General features: G+C 47.7%; 18 protein-coding genes and 1 other annotated feature. Of the genes, 12 read left to right on the top strand and 6 right to left on the bottom strand.

The window, feature by feature from the left end:
• Window positions 1-29 precede the first annotated feature (29 nt).
• From AKJ31_RS07265 to AKJ31_RS07255, 3 genes are all read left to right on the top strand, one after another.
• Window positions 30-1718, top strand: a complete 1689-nt coding sequence (locus AKJ31_RS07265; protein ID WP_053408439.1) for an NAD-dependent malic enzyme — start codon at window positions 30-32, stop codon at window positions 1716-1718.
• Between the two features lie 54 nt (window positions 1719-1772).
• Window positions 1773-2096, top strand: a complete 324-nt coding sequence (locus AKJ31_RS07260; protein WP_053408438.1) for a DUF3392 domain-containing protein — start codon at window positions 1773-1775, stop codon at window positions 2094-2096.
• A 107-nt stretch (window positions 2097-2203) separates the two neighbouring features.
• Window positions 2204-2896 carry a SanA/YdcF family protein gene (locus AKJ31_RS07255; RefSeq protein ID WP_245639035.1) on the top strand — a complete coding sequence of 231 codons (693 nt, stop codon included), beginning with the start codon at window positions 2204-2206 and terminating at the stop codon, window positions 2894-2896.
• On the opposite strand, the gene AKJ31_RS07250 is transcribed toward AKJ31_RS07255, so the two are convergent.
• On the bottom strand, window positions 2877-4190 hold the full coding sequence (locus AKJ31_RS07250; protein ID WP_211263045.1) for a GGDEF domain-containing protein: 1314 nt from the start codon (window positions 4188-4190) through the stop codon (window positions 2877-2879). The genes AKJ31_RS07255 and AKJ31_RS07250 overlap by 20 nt on opposite strands.
• 363 nt (window positions 4191-4553) lie before the next feature.
• On the opposite strand from AKJ31_RS07250, the gene AKJ31_RS07245 reads away from it, so the two are divergent.
• Window positions 4554-5378, top strand: coding sequence for a DUF2797 domain-containing protein (locus AKJ31_RS07245; RefSeq protein WP_053408437.1), 825 nt, complete (start codon window positions 4554-4556; stop codon window positions 5376-5378).
• Window positions 5379-5417: 39 nt separating this feature from the next.
• On the opposite strand, the gene AKJ31_RS07240 is transcribed toward AKJ31_RS07245, so the two are convergent.
• Window positions 5418-6650 (bottom strand): cysteine desulfurase-like protein, encoded by a 1233-nt coding sequence (locus AKJ31_RS07240; protein WP_053408436.1) that lies wholly within the window; start codon window positions 6648-6650, stop codon window positions 5418-5420.
• Window positions 6634-7293, bottom strand: coding sequence for a 2OG-Fe dioxygenase family protein (locus AKJ31_RS07235; RefSeq protein WP_053408435.1), 660 nt, complete (start codon window positions 7291-7293; stop codon window positions 6634-6636). The genes AKJ31_RS07240 and AKJ31_RS07235 overlap by 17 nt, the downstream gene beginning before the upstream one ends.
• A 381-nt stretch (window positions 7294-7674) precedes the next feature.
• Here AKJ31_RS07235 and trxB point away from each other — a divergent pair, with 381 nt between their 5' ends.
• From trxB to cydC, 3 genes are all read left to right on the top strand, one after another.
• Window positions 7675-8637, top strand: a complete 963-nt coding sequence (trxB, locus tag AKJ31_RS07230) for a thioredoxin-disulfide reductase (RefSeq protein ID WP_053408434.1) — start codon at window positions 7675-7677, stop codon at window positions 8635-8637.
• Window positions 8638-8747: 110 nt separating this feature from the next.
• Window positions 8748-10535, top strand: a complete 1788-nt coding sequence (gene cydD / locus AKJ31_RS07225) for a heme ABC transporter permease/ATP-binding protein CydD (protein ID WP_053408433.1) — start codon at window positions 8748-8750, stop codon at window positions 10533-10535.
• Window positions 10528-12249: a heme ABC transporter ATP-binding protein/permease CydC gene (gene cydC, locus AKJ31_RS07220; RefSeq protein ID WP_053408432.1), complete on the top strand. Its 1722-nt coding sequence runs from the start codon at window positions 10528-10530 to the stop codon at window positions 12247-12249. The genes cydD and cydC overlap by 8 nt, the downstream gene beginning before the upstream one ends.
• A gap of 123 nt (window positions 12250-12372) precedes the next feature.
• On the opposite strand, the gene rluB is transcribed toward cydC, so the two are convergent.
• From rluB to rnm, 3 genes are all read right to left on the bottom strand, one after another.
• Entirely contained in the window at window positions 12373-13320 is a 948-nt protein-coding gene (gene rluB / locus AKJ31_RS07215; protein WP_053408431.1) for a 23S rRNA pseudouridine(2605) synthase RluB, read from the bottom strand.
• Window positions 13321-13426: 106 nt separating this feature from the next.
• Window positions 13427-14047, bottom strand: coding sequence for an L-threonylcarbamoyladenylate synthase (locus AKJ31_RS07210; RefSeq protein WP_053408430.1), 621 nt, complete (start codon window positions 14045-14047; stop codon window positions 13427-13429).
• Between the two features lie 73 nt (window positions 14048-14120).
• Entirely contained in the window at window positions 14121-14981 is an 861-nt protein-coding gene (gene rnm, locus AKJ31_RS07205) for an RNase RNM (RefSeq protein ID WP_053408429.1), read from the bottom strand.
• 82 nt (window positions 14982-15063) lie between these two features.
• Here rnm and trpL2 point away from each other — a divergent pair, with 82 nt between their 5' ends.
• The 5 genes from trpL2 (at window position 15064) to trpCF (ending at window position 19991) form a co-directional block, all read left to right on the top strand.
• Window positions 15064-15189 (top strand): tryptophan operon leader peptide, encoded by a 126-nt coding sequence (gene trpL2, locus AKJ31_RS07200; RefSeq protein ID WP_053408428.1) that lies wholly within the window; start codon window positions 15064-15066, stop codon window positions 15187-15189.
• Window positions 15136-15240: a sequence feature (Trp leader region), on the top strand. Its footprint overlaps the gene before it by 54 nt.
• A gap of 127 nt (window positions 15241-15367) precedes the next feature.
• Entirely contained in the window at window positions 15368-16930 is a 1563-nt protein-coding gene (locus tag AKJ31_RS07195; RefSeq protein ID WP_053408427.1) for an anthranilate synthase component 1, read from the top strand.
• Window positions 16931-16935: 5 nt separating this feature from the next.
• A complete protein-coding gene (locus tag AKJ31_RS07190; protein WP_053408426.1) occupies window positions 16936-17529 on the top strand; it encodes an aminodeoxychorismate/anthranilate synthase component II in 594 nt (197 codons plus the stop codon).
• A gap of 11 nt (window positions 17530-17540) precedes the next feature.
• Window positions 17541-18539 (top strand): anthranilate phosphoribosyltransferase, encoded by a 999-nt coding sequence (gene trpD, locus AKJ31_RS07185; RefSeq protein WP_053408425.1) that lies wholly within the window; start codon window positions 17541-17543, stop codon window positions 18537-18539.
• A gap of 24 nt (window positions 18540-18563) precedes the next feature.
• Complete coding sequence (gene trpCF, locus AKJ31_RS07180) at window positions 18564-19991, top strand: bifunctional indole-3-glycerol-phosphate synthase TrpC/phosphoribosylanthranilate isomerase TrpF (RefSeq protein ID WP_053408424.1); 1428 nt, start codon at window positions 18564-18566, stop codon at window positions 19989-19991.
• Window positions 19992-20010 lie beyond the last annotated feature (19 nt).

The raw sequence follows: 20010 nt of genomic DNA, 5'->3' as shown, positions 1-20010 counted from the left end.
ATGACCATTTACCCTACCGAAGGCATGTGATGAATAACGATAAACGCCCTTTATATATTCCTTATGCGGGACCCGCTCTTTTAAGTACACCGTTACTTAACAAAGGCAGTGCATTTACTGCAGAAGAACGTAGCTCCTTTAACCTAGAGGGTTTGCTACCAGAAAATACTGAAACGATTCAAGAACAGGTTGAACGTGCGTACCTACAATATTGCAACTTCGAAAGCGATATGGATAAGCACATCTATCTGCGTAACATCCAAGATACTAACGAAACGCTATTCTACCGCCTAGTTCAAAACCACATTTCAGAGATGATGCCAATCATCTACACACCAACGGTAGGTGCTGCGTGTGAGAACTTCTCAAACATTTACCGTCGTGGCCGTGGCCTTTTTGTGTCATACGCAAACCGCGACCGTATCGATGACATCCTAAACAACGCTTCAAACCATAACGTAAAAGTTATCGTTGTAACAGATGGTGAGCGTATTCTTGGCCTGGGTGACCAAGGTATCGGTGGTATGGGTATTCCTATCGGTAAGCTAGCGCTATACACCGCGTGTGGTGGTATCAGCCCAGCTTACACATTGCCTATCGTTCTGGATGTGGGCACAAACAACCCGCAACGTTTGGCAGATCCAATGTACATGGGTTGGCGTCATCCTCGTATCACAGGCGCAGAGTACGATGCGTTTGTTGAAGAATTTATGCAAGCGGTTCAGCGCCGTTGGCCAGAAGCTCTAATTCAGTTTGAAGACTTCGCACAGAAGAACGCAATGCCGCTACTAGAGCGCTACAAAAACCGCGTGTGCTGCTTCAACGATGATATTCAAGGCACAGCAGCGGTTACCGTTGGTTCTCTACTTGCTGCATGTAAAGCGGCAGGCAGCAAACTGTCTGAGCAACGTATTACCTTCTTGGGTGCTGGTTCTGCAGGTTGTGGTATCGCGGAAGCAATCATCGCGCAAATGGTATCAGAAGGTATTTCTGATCAGAAAGCTCGCTCTCAGGTTTACATGGTTGACCGTTGGGGCCTACTACAAGAAGGCATGCCTAACCTACTCGATTTCCAACAGCGTTTAGTGCAAAAACACACGAACACTGCGAAATGGAAGGCGGAAGGTAACGGTTACTCGCTGCTAGACGTTATGCGCAACGCAAAACCAACGGTACTGATTGGTGTATCTGGTGCGCCGGGTCTGTTTAGCGAAGAAGTGATCACCGAGATGCACAAACACTGCCCTCGCCCGATTGTCTTCCCACTTTCGAACCCAACGAGCCGTGTAGAAGCGACACCTAACGACATCATCCGTTGGACAAACGGTGAAGCGTTGGTCGCAACAGGCAGCCCGTTTGACCCTGTGGTCCACGATGGAAAAACTTACCCAATCGCGCAGTGTAACAACAGCTACATCTTCCCGGGTATTGGTCTTGGAGTATTAGCGGTTCAAGCGAAACGCGTAACGGACGAGATGCTGATGGAATCAAGCCGTGCGCTAGCAACGTGCTCACCACTTGCGATCAACGGTCAGGGCGCACTACTGCCGCCACTAGAAGCTATCCATTCGGTATCGAAGAAGATTGCTTTTGCCGTCGCGAAGAAAGCGATCGAGCAAGGTGTTGCGTTGGAAATCACCGACGAAGCACTAGAAGAAGCGATCGACAACAGCTTCTGGCAGCCAGTGTACCGCCGCTACAAGCGCACAGCGTTCTAATTTAGACCCTAATCTCAGCCCCGTAATTGGGGCTGAATTACTTTCAGGATGATCATGTTTGAATATCTAGCCCCTGCCGGGCAATACCTTGTCCCTTATCTGCCAGAAATCTCAACGGCGCTGATCGCGTGTCTGCTCGTGATGGGTGGTGGAGAAATAAACGGCTTCCTAAGACGCGTTCTTAGAAATCAGAATTTCGTTGTTCGAACTGTGGCCTTTGTCTTGGTTAACGCATTTGGTTATGGATTAATCATCGTAAAAGCAACACCTTACCTAACTCGGACATTAAGAAACATCGACACTGGCATGATGTTTTCAATTGTTATTGTTAGTTTTATCCTTATAGGAACATGGGCGCAGCGGAACCGACAAATTTAGTGAAGTATCCAAATCGACATAAACCCAATCGCCGTAATTCGACACTGTTCGTGAAGGTCATTAAATACCTAGCATTGACAGTGGTGGTTGTGGCTGCCGCACTGCTTATGATTGACCGATGGGTCTCATACCAGGCCAGTGACCAAGTGTACATGTCGCAAGCTGAAGTAGAAAACTTCGATGTTGCTGTCGTGTTGGGGACCAGTAAATATCTAGGGAAAGTGCTCAACGAGTATTACACCCAGCGTATCGATGCCGCTATTGCGCTCTACCAAGAAGGTAAAGTCGCTAACTTTTTGTTAAGCGGCGACAACGCTCATCGTTCCTACAACGAACCTTGGACGATGAAACGTGACTTACTTAAAGCAGGCATCCCTGATGACAAGATTTTCTTGGACTATGCAGGCTTCAGAACCCTTGATTCGGTAGTCCGCGCAAAAGAGATTTTTGATACCGATGATTTTTTAATTATCTCGCAGAAATTCCATTGCGAGCGCGCGCTATTCATCGCCAATTTCCACGACATTAACGCCAAGTGTATCGCGGTTCCGGGACCGACCAGCCATTCTGGTATTAAGGTACGTGCGCGTGAAGTATTTGCTAGAGCAAAGGCGGTGTTGGATTTGTACATCACCAATGCGCGACCGAAGTTTTTAGGCCCTAAAGAGCCGATCATTACCACAGAGCCGACACCAGAGCAGATTGCCGAAGAAGAGGCGTTTAACGAAACGCAACTCACCGAACTTGCCACTGACGCCCCCCAACCGGCAATGTCAGCCGCTACACCAGTGGCTGATTAACAACAACTCGGTTGCGACCTTGATGCTTGGCCGCGTATAACGCTTCATCCGCACGTGCGAGCATTTCACTCGTACGTTCGTTGTCCGCTAAACACGTCACACCGATACTGGTGGTCACTCCACCGCCGTGTACCCACTGGTGCTTTTCAACGTTGATGCGGATGATTTCTGCCAGACTGCTAGCTTGATTTAAATCTCGGTTTGGGCAAAAGATAACGAATTCCTCACCGCCCCAACGGACTAAGCGGTCTTCAACATTTAAACAGCTCAACACCACCATGGTGAATTCTTTGAGTACGTCGTCACCGAGTAAATGGCCATAGCTGTCATTGATCGATTTGAAATGATCGATGTCTAAATAAAGAATCGACAAGGTTCTCGGCTCTTCTAAGCGACTGTTGTAATTTTGCTCCAACCAGTCACGAATTGAATGTCGGTTCATCGCCCCAGTCAACGCGTCGCGATTGGCAATTTCTGCAAAGTTGACGTTTTGCTGTTTTAGCTCTCGGTTGAGCTCGCTTAAATGCGCTTGTCTTCGCTGTGAGTATCGAACCAAACGCCTTGCACTGCGAATCTCGATAATGCTGATGGTTAACGCGGTCGCAACCCAGAGCATAAGTAACACCAGCATCAAATGTTCACCAGAAACATAGTGACCAATCAGTTCAACTTTTCTTACCGTCATTCGATACTGACCGGAATAATGCCCCGAGCCACTCGCAAGATCGATACGGCTGACATTGGTATATTCTGGCGCAGAATGCTCCAACGGGATGAAGTTATCTGCTAACCACCAGGTCAACACCTGCAAATTGTTAATTGGAATATCCAAATCACCGTTACCCGAGCCAGGCGAGTAAGACAAACCATTGTATTTGAGACTGTACTCGACACCGGATGTTGAATAAGCAGGATTGAAATTTCGCAAATAAAAGCGCAGCGAAGGTGATGCATCACTGTCTAGCTGCTCAAAGTCTACATTGAGTCGAATTGTGTGAAACTGTGAAAAGTCGAGCCCTTGCGAGTCGGAATCGCCAAGCAAAATAGTGATACCACAATACGGCCAATCGTAGCTATCGGACTTGCTTAGATTACAGTTGAGCGTCGCCAAATGGTCGTTCAACGTCAATTCAGAAGTCGATATCCCGCCTTGCTCTCTATCATCGGTAGCAATATAACGAAAACGGTCGGGTGCAATTTCATATACGCGCGTACTGCCGAAACTCCAGTACAACTGGATAACGACAAGCGTAATAAAAACCAGACCTAATATAACTTTGTGCGCTGCTTTCAATCTTTACCTATGCCCAAAACATAATCAGTAACAGAATGGTAGACCATTAATTTTATAACCTTACTCCCAAATACACCTAACCTTATTGATGAATTACATGCAAAAACTCGAGCTGGATAAGGTTCACGCACGGTTTTGATCGGAACATTCTGACCCATATAAGCAACAAATCTCTGAGGCAGACTTTAACAATGCGTGGGGTTTTATTGTTATACTCTCCTACCAAGTCGCTGTGATTACATCAGTCTTACTGAGCATTCTGTTGAAAGTAGCATAATTGCCACAATCGTCAGTACTCGTTCAGATTTTTCAGATTGAGTTCAAAAAAGCGAACGTTTTACAATTACTAAAAAGAGCAATGTCATGTCTTTAATCGCGAAAGGTACGCTAAACAAAATGCGTGCTTCTCTGGACGGTGAAGTCCATTACCGTTTACCCGTTGGCGATGAACTGGTAGACCTAAAACCTTTCATCGGCAAAACACTGACTTTAACTCACACTGGCAATATCTACTGTTGCTCTTGTGGTAAGAAAACCAAGAAAAGCTATTCGCAAGGCCACTGCTTCGTATGTATGAAGAAACTCGCGAGCTGCGATATGTGCATCATGAAGCCGGAAACTTGTCACTACGATCAAGGCACCTGCCGTGAGCCTCAATGGGGTGAAGAAAACTGCATGGTTGACCATTACGTCTACCTATCCAACACCTCAAGCTTGAAAGTCGGCATTACCCGTCATACTCAAATTCCTACCCGTTGGATTGACCAAGGCGCCACGCAAGGTTTACCTATCTTTAAGGTAAAAACACGTCACATTTCTGGCCTAATCGAAGTGGAACTGGCAAAACACATTGCAGATAAAACCAACTGGCGCACCCTTCTAAAAGGGGACGGTGAGCCAATGGCGTTAGAAGAAAGATTCGCAGAATTACTGCCGTTGGTGGAAGAAAAAATCGCAGAGATTAAACAGCAGTTTGGTGACGATGCTATCGAGGTATTAAGCAGCGAGATCACACTGATTAGCTACCCTGTGAATCAACACCCGACCAAAATCACTTCGCACAATTTCGACAAAAATCCAGAGGTGACTGGCGTTTTGCAAGGTATTAAAGGTCAGTACATGATTTTTGATACTGGCGTTATCAATATCCGTAAATTTACCTCTTACGAAGTTGAGGTCAGCGCCTAATGAAAAAGCTCCCAACCGGGAGCTTTTTTGATCGTGGTTTTAGTTAAGAATTCTCTTCAACTCTTCAAAGAAAATGTCTACTTCTTCTAGCGTGTTGTAGTGCATAAAACCGATACGCACCACGCCGCCTGACTCTTCTAAGTTCAATTGACGAACCAAACCTAGTGCGTAGAAGTGTCCATTCCAAACGCAGATATTTCGCTCGCCGAGCTTTTTGGCGATTTCACCTGGAGAGTGATTATCAAACGTTAAAGCAAAAGTAGGCGTGCGTAACTCACTGTCAGCGTCCTCTCTGCCCCAAAGTTTCACCCCCTCCAGCTCATCCAGTCGCTTCAGGAAACGCTCACTGATTGCAGACTCATGGTTGTTGAACTGCTTGAACGAGTCGACTAAACGCGCACGCAGTGAGTCGCCCTCTTTGCCCCATTGAGCAAGATACTTAATCGCAGAGATAACACCTGCCAAGCCCTCGAAACTCTGTGTGCCCGTTTCGAAACGTCCTGGTCCAAGGTTTGTCGCAGGCTCCACTTTATACGGTTGCAGCGTTTGCAGCCATTTCGGCGCAATGTAAGCGATACCAACGTGCGGTCCGAAGAACTTATACGCAGAGCACGCAAGGAAATCACAGCCCAGCTTTTGCACATCGACAAGGTGATGAGGCGCGTAATGCACCGCATCAACATACACCATTGCACCCACTTCGTGTGCGGCATCAACCACACGTTTAACGTCGACAATCGAGCCTGTGGTATTTGACGCATACGTCAGCGCGACTAACTTAGTGTTGGCGTTGATCAGCGATAGCAAGTGGTCGATATCCAACGTGCAATCTGACTCGACAACACGTGCCTGATGGACGGTCACACCTTTGTCATCGGCCGCTTGTTGCCAGCTTGAAACATTTGAATAGTGATCGAGTGAAGTAACAATGACTTCATCACCCATCTCCCACGAACGGCTGATCGCGCGGCTGAGTTGAAAGGTCAATGATGTCATGTTCGCGCCAAACACGATATTGTCGCTCGATTCTGCATTTAACAACGCCGCAGCGTGTTCACGAGCTTGCAGCATTAGCGAAGTCGTATGCTGGCTCGAGAAGTAATGACCGCCAAGGTTCGAGTTAAAATGGCCTAGGTAATCCGTCATGGATTCCAAAACTGACTGAGGCACCTGAGAACCACCCGGCCCATCAAGAAACATTACCGGTAAGTCATTATGAGTTTGCTGCAGAGCGCTAAACTGCGCTCTGACTAGATTAGGAGTGAAGTTCATTCACTGCTTCCTTTGCGGTTAGTACAAATACATCCATATAGCCTTCTTGACCATCAATCACAGATTTGATTGGCGTCGCGTTATGCCACAACTTATTATCAGCCAGCATCGCGATTTCGCCGTTTTGCAGCACTTTACGGAAGAAAGGCGCTTCATTGAAGCTGTTGTAAAGCATGATGTCACCACCTTCCACGTTGTGGCGTCCCATGCCAATCAACGCGATGTGTTCAAAACCATCTTGGTGTACACCTTCTGGTGCGACTTGCGTTTCATCATAAATTGCAGAGATGCGAATCTGATGGATTTCAATTTCTTGACCATCGCTCAGTTTGTTTGCCTCAACAAACACTTGGCAGATCTCTCGCATTCCTTCGCATTCTAATGTGGATTTTTCGACTGGTTCGAATTGGCGAACAACGTTACCTTGAAAACGGTTGATATCGTCGGTCTGCATAAACTCGTTTTTTTGCAGGTCGATCACTTGACCACCCTTAAACTGGATTACAGAGTAACGGCGTAAACGGTATTTCCCGTCCGCGTGCTCTGTGCTTGGCAGCTTGCTGAATGATGGCGCTAGCTGTGCAATCGCGTTTTCACTTAACTTGGTGAGTTGAAGGGTTGTTTCGCGGTTATGTAACATCATCTTCTCCTTAATGAATATACATATGTGTTATCGAATTAACATCTTTTTCACAATTATTATTTGCGCATTTATATCGTAAGATCAAACGATTTTAGGATTTACATCCAACATAATCACAAATACGAAACATATAACCATAAAGTTAAAAATTGGCAGTGATACATTTCAGATAAGAAAGCTGAGTTCTTCTAAAACCAGTCAACTTGACTGCTCAGCCACACATTGCCAATATCATTCAACAACTTAGATTATCAATGCGTGAACGTTTGCGTTCTAACCTATAACCATTTATTACACTTCCTCCCCTTGTGAATCCGGTTGATAGACCCATATAATCGTTAACATTAGAAATAAATACGCGTCACCGCTAATGGAGCACAAATGAGCGACGTTAAACACAGCAAATTACTTATTCTTGGTTCAGGCCCAGCAGGCTACACAGCTGCCGTCTACGCAGCTCGCGCGAACTTAAATCCTGTTCTTGTTACCGGTATGCAGCAAGGTGGTCAGCTAACCACCACAACCGAAGTAGAAAACTGGCCAGGTGACCCTGAAGGCCTGACTGGCCCAGCGCTGATGGAACGAATGAAAGAGCACGCTGAGCGTTTTGAAACCGAGATCGTGTTTGACCATATCAACGAAGTTGACTTTAACCAGCGACCTTTCCGTCTAAAAGGCGATAGCGGCGAATACACGTGTGATGCGTTGATCATCTCTACCGGTGCTTCTGCCAAATATCTAGGCCTTGAGTCCGAAGAAGCGTTTAAAGGTCGCGGCGTTTCAGCGTGTGCAACCTGTGACGGTTTCTTCTACCGCAATCAGAAAGTTGCCGTTGTTGGCGGTGGTAACACAGCCGTTGAAGAAGCGCTTTATCTTTCAAACATTGCGTCTGAAGTTCATCTTATCCACCGTCGCGACAGCTTCCGCGCTGAGAAAATTCTGGTTAAACGCCTGATGGATAAAGTAGAAAGCGGTAATATCGTTCTTCACACCGACCGCACGCTAGAAGAAGTGGTTGGCGATGATATGGGCGTAACTGGCGTACGAATCAAAGACACTCAATCTGACAACATTGAGCAAATCGACGTGATGGGCGCGTTTATCGCCATCGGCCACCAACCAAACACCAGTATGTTTGAAGGTCAATTGGAAATGAAAGATGGCTACATCGTGGTGAAATCTGGACTAGACGGTAACGCGACGCAAACCAGCATTCCTGGTATTTTTGCAGCGGGTGACGTGATGGACCACAACTACCGTCAAGCGATCACTTCAGCAGGAACAGGCTGTATGGCGGCACTTGATGCTGAGCGTTTCCTCGATTCACTATCAGACGCTGAATAATATTTTTCATTTTTAGCTCAAATCCTTAAAGCCCTGCGGTATTCCCGTGGGGCTTTCTTTTGTATAATGCCCCGCTCAAATTCCATAATAATTATCATTAAGCCTTCACGATGGATAAAAAGAAACAGCGCAGCTTGAACAAGTGGCTGAAGCAGCAGAGTAAGCTAGCGAAACGCTGGTTAATGTTTGCTGTCGGCCTTGGCGTACTTTCAAGCGTGTTCTTGCTGGCTCAAGCGGCCTTGCTCGCCAATATTCTTCATTCACTGATCATTGAACAAGTCGACAAGTATGAGCTCATCCCATATTTCGTCAGCCTAGCGGTGATTATTGCAATCCGTGCCCTATGCTCATGGGGACGCGAGATCGCTGGTTATCGCTGCGGGGAACAAATTCGCATATACATTCGTCAACTAATCTTGGATAAGTTACGTGAATTAGGCCCTGCTTACATTAAGGGTAAGCCTGCGGGTTCTTGGGCAACCTTGTTGCTTGAGCAAGTGGAAGATATGCACGATTTCTTCGCTCGTTACCTGCCACAAATGTCATTGTCAGTATTGGTGCCCTTCGTGATTCTGGTTGTTGTCTTCCCCGTCAACTGGGCTGCCGGGTTGATTTTCCTGCTTACCGCCCCCCTCGTGCCTATGTTTATGGCGCTGGTCGGCATGAAAGCGGCAGACGCAAACCGCAAGAACTTCAAGGCATTACAGCGTTTATCTGGTCACTTTTACGACCGCCTGCAGTCGATGACAACCATTCGCTTATTTGACCGCACTAAAGCAGAAACCGAAGTTATGCGCGGTGCATCGGAAGTCTTCCGTACACGCACCATGGATGTATTGAAAATTGCTTTCCTCTCTTCCGCGGTACTGGAATTCTTCACCTCGATTTCCATCGCGCTAACCGCGGTTTACTTTGGTTTTGCGTTTATCGGTGAGCTTAACTTTGGCGATTACGGCCTAGGCGTTACTCTATTCGCGGGTCTGTTTATTTTGATTCTAGCGCCAGAGTTCTATCAGCCTCTGCGTGATTTGGGCACGTTCTACCACGCCAAACAACAAGCCGTTGGCGCGGCAGAAAGCATCGTAGAATTTCTTGATACCGATGTCAGCGCGGTTCGTTCTGGTGAAAAGAAGCTGGCAGACGACGATCACATCACGATTCAAGCTAACGATCTGGAAGTGTACTCTCCTGAAGGCACTAAACTGCTTGGTCCAGTCAGCTTTACCTTGGATGCGCAACAAACCACCGCTTTGGTCGGACCAAGTGGCGCAGGCAAAACGAGTCTTATCAACGCAATCCTTGGTTTCTTACCTTATAAAGGCTCTTTGACGATTAACGGAATCGAGCGTACTGAGTTGGACCTAGCAAACTGGCGTCAAAACATCAGTTGGGTTGGTCAGAACCCACTCCTCCTGCATGGTTCAATACGTGACAACATTACGCTAGGCAAAGATAAAGTAAGCGACAGCCTCATTGAAACGGCATTGGCTGAGTCTTACTCGAACGAGTTTGTCGATAATCACGGCTTAGACTATTTAGTGTCTGACCGTTCAGGTGGTCTATCCGTTGGTCAGGCTCAGCGTCTAGCGCTGGCTCGAGCGATGGTGCAAAACGGCAAGTTCTGGCTGCTTGATGAGCCAACCGCGAGCTTAGATGCTCGCAGTGAACGCTTGGTGATGGACGGCTTATCAGGCCAAATTCAAGGTAAAACCACCCTGATGGTGACGCACCAACTCGCGCCACTACAGAACGTAGAACACATTTTAGTGATGCAAAACGGTGAGATTGTGCAATCAGGCACGTTCGATCAACTATCGACAGAAGATGGCCTTTTCCAACAAATGCTGCAATCCAACCAAGCATTAAAACAAGCGAATAAGGGGAATCTTGATGCGTGATTTAATTCCCTACCTAAAACTGTATAAAAAGCACTGGTTCGGCCTTTCACTGGGCATGTTGCTCGCCTTCCTAACGCTGTTTGCTTCTATCGGACTACTGACATTATCAGGCTGGTTCCTATCAGCGGCAGCGATTGCGGGTTTGACCATCGCACGCGAAACGTTCAACTACATGTTGCCCGGCGCGTTTGTGCGTGGCTTTGCTATGGGACGCACTGCAGGTCGTTGGGGCGAGCGCGTTGTCAGCCACAACGCGACGTTCAAACTGCTTACAGACCTACGTATTTTCTTCTTTTCGAAACTAGCACCACTGATTCCAGGTCGAGTATCAAACTTGCGTGATGCGGACTTGCTCAACCGCTTGGTAGCAGATATCGATGCAATGGACCACGTCTACTTGCGACTGATTAGTCCGATGATCGTCGGTACGCTCGGCATCGCAGGTTTAACGGCTGTTGTGTGTTGGTTTGACGTTGAACTTGGTTTAACGCTTGGCGCGATCTTGTTAGTGCTACTGCTCACATGGCCAGTACTGTTCTACAAACTCGGTAAGCAAAACGGCAGTGAACTGACACAGAACAAAACTGACCTCCGTATCGCCACCTTAGATTGGCTACAGGGATACAGTGAACTGACTCTGTTTGGTGCCGAAAAGCGTTACCGCAGCGCGATTTTCACCATGCAGGAGCGTCTGTTAAAGAATCAAATGTTCAACGCTCATTTTGCTGGCTTAGCTCAAGCACTGTTAATGCTGGCAAACGGTTGGACATTGGTACTGATGCTTTGGTTAGCGGCAGACGGTGTGGGTGGGAATACACCAAACCCAATGATCGCTTTGGTGGTATTCGCCACAATGGCGAGTGTGGAACTGTTAATGCCGATTGCAGGCGCATTCCAGCACCTAGGCCAGACGCTAACCTCTGCTCGTCGCTTGAACGAAGTCATTCTTGCCGAACCTGACGTGCAGTTCCCTGCAGAAGATGCTCGCCATAGTGGTGAATACTCTATCGAATATCGCGATATGTCATTCCACTACCCTGATAGCGAGGCTCAGGTTGTAAAAGGCATCAATCTCCACATTCCAGCTCAGCACCGCATTGCGATTGTAGGTCAGACTGGTTCAGGTAAGTCTACCCTACTGCAACTGCTTAATCGTTACTGGGACGTTCAGCAGGGCGAGATCCTAATCGCGGGTCAACCTATTCAAAACTGGAGCGAAAGCCAGCTGCGCCAAGCAATCAGTGTGGTTAGCCAACGCGTGGACATTCTAAATGGCTCACTGCGCGATAACCTGTTAATGGCAAGTCCAAACGCTGACGATGCAGCGCTCAACGACGTATTGAACAAAGTTGGACTAGCTAAGCTGCTTGAAGGTCAAGGTCTGGACACATGGTTAGGTGACGGCGGTCGTCAGTTATCTGGTGGCGAAAAACGCCGTGTAGGCATTGCACGTGCTCTGTTACATAACGCGCCGATCCTGCTGCTGGATGAACCAACTGAAGGTTTGGATAAACAAACCGAACAGCAAATTATGAAGCTGTTCGAAACTCACTTTGAGGACAAGACCGTGGTATTCATTACCCACCGTCTGGTTGATCTCGATAAGATGGACTCAATCTGTCTTATTGAGCAAGGTGAAATCGTCGAACACGGTAGCCATTCTGACTTACTTGCACAGAAAGGCCGTTACTTCGAGTTAAACCAAACCTTGTAATCGTAAGTTCTTTAACGAAAAGCCGACGCATTTAGCGTCGGCTTTTTTTGTATTTACTCAGTCGAAAATGCGCGAAATAAAAAAGCAGCCCATTGGCTGCTTTTTCTCTAATGCTCAATCGTATTAACGTTGGCGCTGCTGCTTGTTACGCGCACCATGTTCGCCAGCACTTTTCTTCGGCTTGCGGCGTGATGGGTTGTTGCTACGACCACCACCGTTGTTCATACGCTCTTCGTGACGCTTCACGGCGCGACGGATTTTTTGACTACGAGAACGCTCACGTTTACGTGATGTGTTCGCTTTGTCTTCATCCAACAAGGTTTCTTTCTCTGGGCGAAGATCAACCATCTCACGAAGGTAGTTCACTTGCTTCAGGTCAAGCTCCATCCAACCGCCACGAGGCAGTTTCTTGTCTAGGTAGATATCACCGTAACGCACACGCTTCAGGCGGCTTACCGTAGTATCTTGAGATTCCCATAGACGACGTACTTCGCGGTTACGACCTTCGTTGATCGCTACGTAGAAAGTGTGGTTCATACCATCACCGCCTGCGTATACAACGTCTTCGAAACGCGCCATACCATCTTCTAGTTCAACACCACGAACCAAGTTTTTCACTTTCTGTTCGGTCACTTCACCAAATACACGCACTAGGTATTCACGTTCTACCTGACGGCTTGGGTGCATCAGACGGTTTGCAAGTTCACCATCCGTTGTGAAAAGTAGTAGACCGGATGTGTTCGCATCAAGACGGCCAACTGAAATCCAGCGAGAGCCGCGGATTTTCGGCAAACGGTCAAATACAGTGCGGCGACCTTCTGGGTCATGACGAGTACATAATTCACCCTCAGGCTTGTAGTACGCAAGTACGCGACAGATCACTTCTTCCTGCGCTTTAGCAGAAACAATGTGTCCATCGATACGAACGACTGCGTTCTCATCTTCTAATCGCTCACCAAGCTTAGCAACTACTCCGTTCACACTCACGCGACCAGCTTTAATCAAAGCTTCTAGCTCGCGACGCGATCCGTGACCAGCTCGTGCTAATACTTTCTGTAATTTTTCGTTCATTTATTTACCTATGTGTCGTCTTCTCAGACGTCGAATAAAAATGTGCGACCCAAAATCGCGGTCGCACATTATCGCAAATACTGTGTCTAAAATCACGTATTTTTGATTACTCGAACGGTTGGGGATCACCAGCGCCGATACGCGCCACAACTGGCTCACCGTCACTGAAATCAATGACTGTGGTTGGTTGTTCACCTAAATAGCCGCCGTTAAGAATGCAATCTACTGCGTGTTCTAGTTTGTCACGGATATCTTCTGGGTCAGACTCTGTTACTTGGTTACCCGGTAGAATCAATGACGTTGACATCAACGGTTCGCCTAATGCTTCCAGCAGATCCAGCGCGATACGGTTATCCGGGACACGGATACCAATGGTCTTACGCTTAGCGTTCATCAGACGGCGTGGCACTTCTTTTGTACCCTTGAAGATGAACGTGTATGGCCCCGGTGTATTGTTCTTTAGCAAGCGAAACGCTGAGTTGTCGACGCGTGCGTACAGTGAAAGCTCTGATAGATCTCGGCAAAGCAGAGTAAAGTTGTGTTTTTCGTCCAAACGACGAATCTTACAAATACGCTCTAAAGCCTGCTTGTTTTCTAGCTGACAACCAAGTGCGTAGCCTGAATCCGTTGGGTAAATCACTACCCCGCCATTACGAATGATTGCTACAGCCTGATTGATCAAGCGAGCCTGTGGGTTTTCTGGATGAACGTAAAAAAACTGGCTCATTGTAATTCCTCATTAATGGGTCAATAGACCCTATCGAATCTCGCGACTCTATATTTCGATGTATTGATATAATTCAAATAGATACGTCTGTTTGTGAAGGCTCAATACCCCAATCTTTCCAGACAGGTTCAACACCTGACGGCAGCCAAAGGTTTCGACCTAATTCCATCCAAGGGGACGGATAATGGAAGTCGCTGCCCTGGGAAGCTAATAGTTTGTATTGTATAGCATAATCAGCCAAGTTGCGTCTTTCTTGTTGCCCTTGTTGAGGCTGAGCCACTTCCATAGCATCACCACCGGCTTCAACAAACGCTGAAATCAGTCGTTTGAGCCACTTTGCGGTAAGGTCATAACGTCCTGGGTGCGCTAACACCGCCTTTCCGCCAGCAGCATGGATTGCTGTAACCGCCTCTTCCATTGAACACCAAGTAGGGGGCACATAGCCCGGGTTATTTCGCGTCAGGTACTTTTTAAACACCATCTGCATGGTTTTCGCATAACCGTTGTCCACTAGCCATTTAGCAAAATGAGCACGCGTGATAGGCGCATCGCCCGCGATCAACTTAACTTCGTCCAACACCCCTTCACGGGTTGCTTTGCTCAAGCGGTGAGCAATCAATTCTGCTCTACCTTGCCTGTGCTCCTTTTGTTGCTGGATCAGCGCGTTTAAAGCCTCAGACTGCGGGTCGATATTCAAACCAACAATATGAATATCTTTATTCTGCCAAACCGTCGAGATTTCAATGCCATTAATTAGCTTTAGCGCATAACCTTGCTGTGCAATGTAGTCACGAGCAGGTTGTAATCCATCGACGGTGTCATGATCTGTGATAGCCAAAACATCGAGGTCAAAACTGACAGCACGCTCGATCAACTCGTTTGGAGCAAGTCGTCCATCAGAGGCTGTCGTATGGCTATGTAAATCAATTCTCATAAATATCTTTTTTTAGTTGACTTTTTACCTCTGCACTAGTTAACTAGTACATAAATACGAAGTACCTGAATTAAGGCTCACCATGTTACAAGAAATTAACCAAAACCAGAAAGTGAAAGTTGCAGCTTGCTCGACGAGTCAAAGCTCAATTGATCTATCTTGGTGGCGCACTTGGACAAGTTCTTGGTGGGCTAACGTGTACTTCTAGATTATAGAATTAATGTTACTAAAGCCCGCTTATCTCAGCGGGCTTTTTTTGTTTTATCCTCTTCCGCACATTCAAGTGCTTAAAGAACCACCAATTTGGGAAAATTCCGGATTGGGCATGACCAAGCTTTATGCGAGTATGTGTGAAAGGAAGAAATTATCTATGGAAAGGAGGTCTTGTGAACAAGGCCATTGAAATCAGAAAGCTAGGCGAACTGGAAGTGATTCACACTTCAGCGCCATATGCACAAGACCCGACTCGTCTGTTCCATACTCTTTGTGCAGACAAAACGGATAGCTTGTTGTTAGAGTCTGCTGAAATCGACTCGAAACAAAACCTCAAGAGTTTACTTATCGTCGACTCAGCCGTTCGTATCGTATGCTACGGCCACGAGGTCACCATGACTGCGTTGACAGAGAATGGTCAACACCTTCTGGCACATCTGAACCAAAATATCCACGCGCAAGTAAACAGCGCGTTTGATGGCACCGTGCTTCGCCTTGAATTCGAGGCGCCATGCGACACTCTCGATGAAGACTCTCGACTGCGCGAAGCATCATCATTCGACGCACTGCGTCTGGTACAACATAGCTTCAACCTAGAAGACCAGCACAAACACGCGATCTTCTTAGGCGGCCTGTTTGCCTACGATTTAGTAGCGAACTTCGAACCGTTAGGAGACGCAGAACAAGCCAACCAATGTCCTGATTACGTTTTCTACGTGGCAGAAACCTTGCTGGTTGTTGACCACCAGCGCGAAACCTGCGACCTACAAGCGACGCTGTTTGCCAACCAAGAACAAAAAGCAACGCTACAAACGCGCATTGATTCTATCGCTGAGCAGTGCTCAAACCTTACCGCGCTGCCGCAAGCAAACAAGCTAAAAGACGTTGAAGTGGTTCCAAGTGTCTCAGACCAAGACTTCTGCCAGATCGTGCGTGATTTGAAGCAGTACGTTGTAAAAGGCGATATTTTCCAAGTTGTCCCATCGCGCCGCTTCACGTTGCCGTGCCCTTCTCCGCTAGCGGCATACAAAGAACTGAAGATCAGTAACCCAAGCCCTTACATGTTCTACATGCAGGATGAGTTATTCACTCTGTTCGGCGCTTCTCCAGAAAGTGCACTGAAATATGAGACCGACACCAACCAAGTTGAAATCTACCCGATTGCTGGGACACGTCGCCGTGGCAAACGTCCAAATGGCGCGATCGACTTTGACCTAGACAGCCGTATTGAGCTGGAACTGCGTAGTGACAAAAAAGAGAACGCAGAACATATGATGCTGGTCGACTTGGCTCGTAACGACGTTGCACGTATTTCTCAGGCAGGGACTCGTCACGTCGCTGACTTACTTAAAGTGGACCGTTACAGCCACGTAATGCACTTGGTTTCTCGTGTCGTTGGTCAACTCCGCGATGACCTTGACGCGCTGCACGCTTACCAAGCATGTATGAACATGGGCACATTGACGGGCGCACCTAAAATTCGAGCCATGCAGCTTATTCGTGATGTTGAAGGCGCTCGACGCGGCAGCTACGGCGGCGCGGTTGGCTACCTAACCGGCGAAGGGACGCTAGATACCTGTATCGTGATCCGCTCTGCTTACGTTGAGAATGGCATCGCTCAAGTACAAGCTGGTGCGGGTGTTGTATTCGACTCAGACCCGCAATCCGAAGCAGACGAAACGCGCGGTAAAGCGCAAGCTGTTATCTCTGCCATTCAAGCCGCGCACAAGGAGTAGTAGAGATGGCGAATATTGTATTTATTGATAACTTCGACTCGTTTACTTACAACTTGGTCGACCAATTCCGTTCTTTAGGTCACGAAGTCACGATTTACCGTAACCACATTGCCGCCGAGACGATTGAAAACGCGGTTGCCGAGTTAGAGAATCCTGTCGTACTGCTTTCTCCGGGCCCGGGCGCACCATCTGAAGCCGGTTCAATGCCTGAAATCATTCAACGCCTGAAAGGTAAAGTGCCAATCATCGGCATCTGCCTTGGTCATCAAGCAATTGTTGAAGCCTATGGCGGCACAGTCGCTGGCGCAGGAGAAATTATTCACGGTAAAGTTTCCATGATGGAACACCAAGACCACGCCACTTACGCAGGTTTGCCGTCGCCACTTGCCATCGCTCGCTATCATTCACTGGTTGCGACTTTTGTTCCTGAAATACTGACCGTGACCGCGGAAGTTGATGGATTGGTGATGTCAGTCGTGCAAGAGCAAGACAAAGTATGCGGATTTCAGTTCCACCCAGAATCAATCATGACAACGTATGGTGCGACTCTGTTGGCCAACGCCATTAACTGGGCATTGGAACCTCAAGGGAAAGAATAAGGAAATTTATCATGGAAACGATCATCAATAAGCTCTACGAGCAACGAGACTTGACCCAAGAAGAAAGCCAGCAGCTGTTTGACGTGATTATTCGTGGCGAACTTGACCCTATTCTAATGGCGTCTGCGCTCACCGCGCTAAAAATCAAAGGGGAAACTCCGGACGAAATCGCTGGTGCAGCAAAAGCACTACTGGCCAACGCGAACCCTTTCCCTCGCCCAGATTATGACTTCGCCGACATCGTTGGTACAGGTGGTGACGGACACAACACAATTAACATCTCAACCACCGCTGCGTTTGTGGCTGCGGCTTGCGGATTAAAAGTGGCGAAACACGGTAACCGCAGCGTTTCGAGCAAATCGGGATCTTCTGACCTGCTGGACTCATTCGGTATCAACTTAGCAATGAGCGCGGAAGATACGCGTACTGCGGTTGACCAACTTGGTGTGGCATTCCTATTTGCGCCGCAATATCACGGCGGCGTGCGACACGCGATGCCTGTGCGTCAAACCATGAAAACGCGCACCATCTTTAATATTTTAGGCCCGCTTATTAACCCAGCTCGTCCTAACATTGAGCTGATGGGTGTGTACAGCAAAGAACTCGTACGTCCAATCGCGGAAACAATGCTGCAAATGGGTATGAAGCGCGCTGCAGTTGTACACGGAAGCGGTCTGGATGAGGTCGCAATCCACGGTGAAACCACCGTTGCTGAGATCAAAGATGGCAAAATTACTGAATACACCTTAACGCCAGCAGACTTTGGTGTTAATACTCATCCTTTAGAGGCGATTAAAGGTGGCGTTCCGGAAGAGAACAAAGCCATCATCACCAACATCCTGACGGGTAAAGGTACAGAAGCTCAATTGGGCGCAGTCGCGGTAAACGTCGCATTGCTGATGCGTCTGTTTGGCCACGAAGACCTGAAAGCAAATACACAACAAGCAATCGACGCGATGAACTCTGGCAAGGCGTACCAACTGGTCAAGCAATTGGCACAACACGCGTAACTCGTTCCGCTAAAGGTAAGTAAGATGACTCAGAAAAAAGACAATTTATCCGAACACGTCTCTGTGAAAGAAGCGCAGATGGCGGAAGTGCTGGCGAAAATCGTTCGCGATAAATACCAATGGGTAGCTGAGCGCAAAAAGACCCAGCCATTGGAAACATTCCAAATGGATTTGACGCCATCAGACCGAAGCTTTTACCAAGCGCTTAGCGGCGATAAAACGGCATTCATCATGGAGTGTAAAAAAGCCTCACCGTCGAAAGGCTTAATCCGCGCTGACTTTGACCTTGATTACATCGCATCGGTATACAACAAACACGCCAGCGCCATTTCGGTGTTGACTGACGAAAAATACTTCCAGGGTCAGTTCGAGTTTTTGCCTCAAGTTCGCAATCAGGTATCTCAACCTGTGTTGTGCAAAGATTTCATGGTCGATAGTTATCAAGTCTATCTGGCTCGTCACTATTCTGCAGACGCTATTTTGCTCATGCTCTCGGTATTGAGTGACGAAGAATATCAAACACTGGCTGAGGTCGCTCATTCGCTTGATATGGGCGTTCTGACCGAAGTCAGTAACGAAGAAGAGTTGCATCGCGCAGTGGCATTAGGAGCAAAAGTCATTGGCATTAACAACCGCAACTTACGCGATCTCAGCACGGATTTGAATCGCACTAAAGAGCTTGCACCAACTATTCGTCAGTTGGCCCCAGAGGCGGTGGTGATCTCCGAGTCCGGTATTTACACCCATCAGCAAGTTCGTGATTTAGTCGACTATGCCGACGGGTTCCTGATTGGCAGCTCTTTGATGGCTGAAGACAACCTGGAGCTAGCGGTACGCAAAATCACCCTTGGTGCAAATAAAGTCTGCGGTCTGACCCACGCTGACGATGCAGCCAAAGCGTATCAAGCTGGCGCAGTTTTTGGCGGGCTTATTTTCGTCAAAAGCTCACCGCGTTACGTTGAGCGAGAAAATGCGAGACTGGTCATGAGTGGCGCACCACTTAACTATGTCGGCGTCTTCCAGAACGAAGAAGTGGACTTTGTGCTCGAAACAGTAAAAGAACTGGGACTAAAAGCAGTGCAGTTACACGGCAACGAAGACCAAGACTTTGTCGATACACTAAGAGCACAACTGGATAGCAACGTAGAGATTTGGAAAGCTTACGGTGTACGCGACCAACAGCCCACTCTATTGACCGGTAACATTGACCGCCACCTGCTCGATACCAAGATTGGCTCTCAAACCGGCGGCACAGGATTGGTGTTTGACTGGAGTTTAATTGGTGACCCGTCGCAGGTGATGCTAGCGGGTGGCATTACACCATTTAATGCACAAAAAGCATCTCAGCAAGGCTGCCTCGGATTGGATCTTAACTCGGGTGTGGAAAGCTCTCCGGGTAAAAAAGACGCCACCAAGTTGCAACAAGCTTTCGCTGCAATCCGCGACTACTGATTAACGAATTTTACTGGTG

The organism is Vibrio hepatarius (assembly GCF_001274785.1).
In the GTDB taxonomy this organism is placed as follows: Bacteria; Pseudomonadota; Gammaproteobacteria; order Enterobacterales; family Vibrionaceae; genus Vibrio; species Vibrio hepatarius.
The sequence above is the reverse complement of the archived record's forward strand: the minus strand, read 5'-3'. Positions and strand labels throughout refer to the sequence as shown.